The sequence below is a fragment of the Candidatus Nitrospira neuquenensis genome, assembly GCF_979578155.1.
Genome location: NZ_CEFZDU010000031.1, coordinates 1 through 4,824, shown reverse-complemented (window position 1 = coordinate 4,824; position 4,824 = coordinate 1). Strand labels below are relative to the sequence as shown.

The following is a 4,824-nucleotide window of genomic DNA, read 5'->3' as shown; positions in this document are numbered from 1 at the left end:
GGGGGGGGGGGGGGGGGGCGCCGGCCGCGGGGGCGGGGGGGGGGGGGGGGGGGGGGGGGGGGGCCCCCCCCGCGCGGGGACCGGCGAGACGGCGCAGCCGGTCGAGCGGGAGCGAGGAGGGAGGCGACGATGCAATCGCTGGCGGCACGGGTGTGGAGAGGATTCCGGCGGTCCGGGGCGTGGGCCGGCGCGGCCCCTCGGCGGCCGACGGCCGTCTTGCTCCTGGCGCTGGCCGCGGCGCTGGCGGGGCCGGCGGACGGCCACGCGGGGGCCTTCCGGATCATCGACCAAGGCGCGGCGGCGGCCGGCCAGGGCGCGGCCTTCGTGGCCCAGGCCGACGATCCCTCGGCCATCTATTACAACCCCGCCGGCATGACCCAGTTGCGCGGGGTCCAGACCTACGTCGGCGCGACGTTCGTGGGCGGCACGACCGACTTCACCAGCGACGCGGGCCGGAACGCCACCGGCACCTTCAACGGCAGCGTCGCCTGGCCGCCGCCGACCAACGTCTACGTGACGGCCAACCTGAAGGACCTCGGCATCAAGTTCCTCGGCGACACGACCGTCGGCATCGGCGCCCTCTCGCCCTTCGGGTCGCTCAGCCGCTGGCCGGACAACGGCCCCTTCAACACGAAGACGACCTTCGCCGCCCTGCCGCTCATCGACATCAAGCCCACCATCGCCTACAAGCTCAACGACCAGCTCTCGATCGGCCTGGGCATGGATATCTACACCTTCTCCCGGCTGTACGGAAAGGGCCAGAGCGTGAGCAAGCTGAACTGGCCGGGCGGGTCCGGCATCCCGGCCGGCACACCGACGGAGGTCAACGGCCGGGACACCTCGCTCGGGTTCAACGCGAGCTTCCTGTACACCCCCCTCCGCAACGCGGACGGCAAGCCCCTGGCCAACATCGGCTTCCAGTACCGGAGCCAGGCGACGCTGCATCTGGACGGCAACTTCCTGCTGAACGGCGGCCTGAACTCGGCCGCTACCTCGACGCTCGTGCTCCCGCAGGTGTTCACGGGCGGCATCGCGCTGTGGCCGGTCCGGGACCGGGCGCGCGAGTGGAAGATCGAGCTGGACGTGGATTACACCGGCTGGAAGTCCGTCCGGAACACGGACGTGCACCTGTCGTCCGGCGCGACGCTGCCCTTCCCCCAGAACTGGCGGAGCATCTACACGGTGATGGTCGGCACGGAGTACCGCTTCCTCGAGATCGAGAAGCTGCCCGACTGGGAGCTGGCGCTGCGGGCGGGATACTGGAACAGCCAGAGCCCGATCCCGAACCAGACCTTCACCCCGGCCGTGCCCGACGCGGACAACAACGCGATCTCCGTCGGGATGGGCGTCCTCTGCAAGGGAACGGCGCAGTTCCTCGGCCTGTTCGACTGCGGCAACGAGGGCAAGAGCAAGCTCCACCCCAGTTCCGTCGGTCTGGACATCGCCTACCAGGCCATCCTCTTCGACCAGCGGTCGGTGACGGGGAGCAGCAACCCGACCGTGGACGGGCTCTACAAGACCACCTATCAGGTCGGGATGGTCAACCTGCGGGTGAACTTCTGACCGCGCCGGCCGCCGCCGCCCGCCGCGCCGGCCGAGGACGCGTCACTCCCAGGCGGGGTGCAGCCCGCCCTGCCGGTCCCGCCGGTAGGGCGCCCAGGCGAGCGCGATGAGCCGGATCGAGATGTTGGTCTTGGTCGGACGGACGGCGTGGATGTCCAGCGGCGCGGCGAGGGGATCGGCCTCGGCGGCCAGCCGGTCCGCCTCGGCCCGGAACTGTACGTCCAGCTCCTCGAGCTGCCGGGCGACCGCCTCCTCGTTCTCCTCCGCACGGGCGACGTCCTTGGCCTGCTTGACCGAGCGGCCCACGCCGCGCGCCGCGGTCGTCGCCCTGCCGAGGGTGGAGGCGCTGACCGTCTTCCGCCCCAGCAGCGCGCCCAGCAGCGTCGTGCCGACGGAGAGCGCGGTCTGGACGTAGTGCGCCTTGGCCTCCTCGGCCTCGCGCTCCTTCTTCTGCCTCGCGCGGCGAAGCCGGTCCTCCAGCGCCGCCCGCTTGGGCGCGTACTTCTTCCGCAGGACCTCCACCGCCCGGTCCCGCCGCTCGTGCGCTTCCTGCTGGAGCCGGATGCGGAAGTCCCGCTCCGACTCGCCGGGCCGCGAGCGCAGCCCGAGCGCGGGGCTGGCGAACAGCTCCAGCTTCTGCGTCCGATGGAGCCGGCTCGCCAAGTCCCTGCCCCAGGCCTCGTAGCTCTTGGGCTTGCCCGCCGCGGTGGGGAGCGGCGCGAACTCGGCGCCCGCGCGCGGTTCCGGTTCCAGGTCCGACGGCGCGAGGGCGACCTCGACCGCCTCCTCCCAGTCCACGGCGACGGGCCCCTCCCCGATCTCGGCCAGGAACGCCACCTCCCGCGTCTCGTCCACCTCGGCCTTGGCGTCGAGGAAGCGCACGCGGCCCATCCCGAGCGCCATCGGGCGGTAGAGCAGCGCCTCGCCCTCCGGCGCCCGGCCGCGGACCGGGAGGAAATACTGAGCCACGCCGGGGGGGAGGATGGGCCTCGCGGACGTCGGGGGCAAGGAGTGCGGGGGGAGGGGGGAGTCCTCGCGGCCCTTCTCAAGCACCTGACCCCTCACGCCTGACGCCTTACGGCCCTCCATGAGCGCCTTGATCTGCGTCCGCGTGAGCGGCCCGCGCAGGTAGGAGAGCGTCCAGCGGGTTTCGAAGACCTCCGGCTTGTCCTCGTGGACGTTGTTCAGCAGGAAGACCCGGTTGCCCAGGCCGGCGAGGGTCTGCTCCATCTTCTGCCGGTCGAAGGCCTTGCCCGTGCCCGCCGCCGCACCCTCCAGCCCCTCCAGCACGCGGGCCTTGTCGCGCTCCGTCTGCAGTCGCCCGATGAACCAGGTGCCCGCGTTGGCGAGGCCCTTGTAGTCGAGGTCCACCGGGTTCTGCGTCGCGAGCACGACCCCGACGCCGAAGGCGCGGGCCTGCTTGAGCAGCGTCAGGAGCGGGCCCTTGGACGGCGGGTTCGCGACCGGCGGAAAGTAGCCGAAGATCTCGTCCATGTACACGATCGCGCGCAGGCTCGTCGTGCCGGACTGCCGGCGCATCCAGCCGACGATCTCGTTCAGGAGGAGCGAGACGACGAACATCCGCTCGGCGTCGGTCAGGTGGGCGATGGAGACGATCGCGAGGCGCGGCTTGCCCTCCGGCGTGTAGAGCATCGCGCCGATGTCCATCGGCTCGCCCTCCAGCCAGCCCTCGAAGCCCGGCGCGGCGATCAGGTGGTTGAGCCGGACGGCCAGATCGAACCGCTCCTTCGCGGGATAGAAGGCGTCGAGGTCGAGCGCGCCGACCCGCGCGAAGGGCGGCGTCTGCACCCGCTGGATCAGCGTGACGAGATCCGGGCTCTCGCCGGCCTTCCATGCGGCTTCCAGAATTTTGGACAGCAGGATGTGCGGCGGGCTCTTGAGCGGGTCGGCCGAGAGACCCACGAGGCCCAGGAGGCTTGAGACCGTCGTGCCGACCTGCCCGCGCAGCAGCTCGGGCTCCTCGATCACCTCGGCCGACGGCGCGCTGAAGGCCTTGAGGATGGACAGCGGCAGCCCCGCCCGACTCCCCGGCGTGTAGATGGCGACGTCGGCGGCCGCCTTCATGCGGGCGATGCGGGCGCCATCCTGCCCCCACTCCGCCAGGCCCTTCCGCCACCGCTCCGCCTGCCGGGCCGCATACTCGGCCGGCGGCAGGCCCTGCGTGCGCGCGTCGTCCTCGTTGATCCAGGGCAGGAAGTCCTCGGCGCGCAGGTCGGGGAAGGTCAGGAGCAGGTTCCCGAGGTCCCCCTTCGGGTCGATGACGAGCGCGGGGATGCCGTCGATCGCCGCCTCCTCGAGCAGGCCGAGGCAGAGGCCGGTCTTCCCGCTCCCGGTCATCCCGACGCAGACCGCGTGCGTGACCAGGTCCTTGGAGTCGTAGAGCAGCCAGCCCGGCTTCGGCGTCTTTTTGGCGAGGTCGTAGGGCCGGCCGAGGTAGAAGACGCCGAGCTTCTCGAACTCCTGCGTGGGAGGAGGTCCGGCGGCCATCAGCGAGCAGCCTCCGGCATGACGGTCACCACTCCTTGAAGATCAGAAACACCGCGCCGACCATCAGCGCGAAGCCGGCGAGGTAGTTCCACTTGAGCGGCTCCTTGAGGTACCAGACCGAGAAGCCGCAGAAGACGACGAGCGTGATGACCTCCTGGATCGTCTTGAGCTGCGCCGCGGTGAACTGGTAGTGGCCGATCCGGTTCGCCGGCACCTGGAAGCAGTATTCCACGAACGCGATCCCCCAGCTCACCAGGATCGCCGCCCACAGGGGCGACTCCTTGTACTTCAAATGGCCGTACCAGGCAAGGGTCATGAACACGTTCGAGACCGTCAGCAGGGCGATCGTGTGCATCGTTAGGGGCACCTCCTGGTTCCGATCTGTTTCGAAGAAGGGCTGGCCGGCATGGTATCGGGCGAGGCGGGAAGCTCAAAGTGCCGACCCCGTGAACCCTGCACCAGTGGGACCGCTCCCCTCACGCAGCGCACTCCACCCGCACGGTGCGTCCCAGCCTCGTTTCGAGCGTGATGAGCATCTCCAAGCCGAACGTTTCCCAGTTGCCTCGCACCAAGTCCGATACGCGCGATTGCGCGACGCCCGGACGCTTCGCCGCCTCGGCCCATGTTAACCCTGATCCGACAATACTCGATGGTACCTACAGCAACTCTAGCGGGTCCTGTCGTGGCGATCACCCCCGTCGTCCTCGCTCCACCCCTCCCCCCGTGGGGGGCGCTTCGGCGTTTGGCGGGGTA

Annotated in this window: 4 protein-coding genes; 1 reads left to right on the top strand and 3 read right to left on the bottom strand. The window is 70.5% G+C overall.

Annotation, left to right across the window (positions count from 1 at the left end; genetic code table 11):
- Positions 1–129 precede the first annotated feature (129 nt).
- On the top strand, positions 130–1,563 hold the full coding sequence (locus tag AC1U7O_RS10815; RefSeq protein WP_479894785.1) for an OmpP1/FadL family transporter: 1,434 nt from the start codon (positions 130–132) through the stop codon (positions 1,561–1,563).
- A 42-nt stretch (positions 1,564–1,605) separates the two neighbouring features.
- Here the strand turns inward: AC1U7O_RS10815 and AC1U7O_RS10810 are convergent, their stop codons facing one another.
- From AC1U7O_RS10810 to AC1U7O_RS10800, 3 genes are all read right to left on the bottom strand, one after another.
- Entirely contained in the window at positions 1,606–4,071 is a 2,466-nt protein-coding gene (locus tag AC1U7O_RS10810; RefSeq protein WP_479894784.1) for an ATP-binding protein, read from the bottom strand.
- A gap of 25 nt (positions 4,072–4,096) precedes the next feature.
- On the bottom strand, positions 4,097–4,426 hold the full coding sequence (locus tag AC1U7O_RS10805) for a DMT family protein (protein WP_479894783.1): 330 nt from the start codon (positions 4,424–4,426) through the stop codon (positions 4,097–4,099).
- A 121-nt stretch (positions 4,427–4,547) separates the two neighbouring features.
- Complete coding sequence (locus AC1U7O_RS10800; protein WP_479894787.1) at positions 4,548–4,715, bottom strand: XRE family transcriptional regulator; 168 nt, start codon at positions 4,713–4,715, stop codon at positions 4,548–4,550.
- Positions 4,716–4,824 lie beyond the last annotated feature (109 nt).

Excerpts from the sequence above, each read along its gene's own strand:
- AC1U7O_RS10815 (WP_479894785.1), top strand. The coding sequence starts at position 130 with ATGCAATCGCTGGCGGCACGGGTGTGGAGAGGATTCCGGCGGTCCGGG.
- AC1U7O_RS10810 (WP_479894784.1), bottom strand. The coding sequence starts at position 4,071 with ATGGCCGCCGGACCTCCTCCCACGCAGGAGTTCGAGAAGCTCGGCGTC.
- AC1U7O_RS10805 (WP_479894783.1), bottom strand. The coding sequence starts at position 4,426 with ATGCACACGATCGCCCTGCTGACGGTCTCGAACGTGTTCATGACCCTT.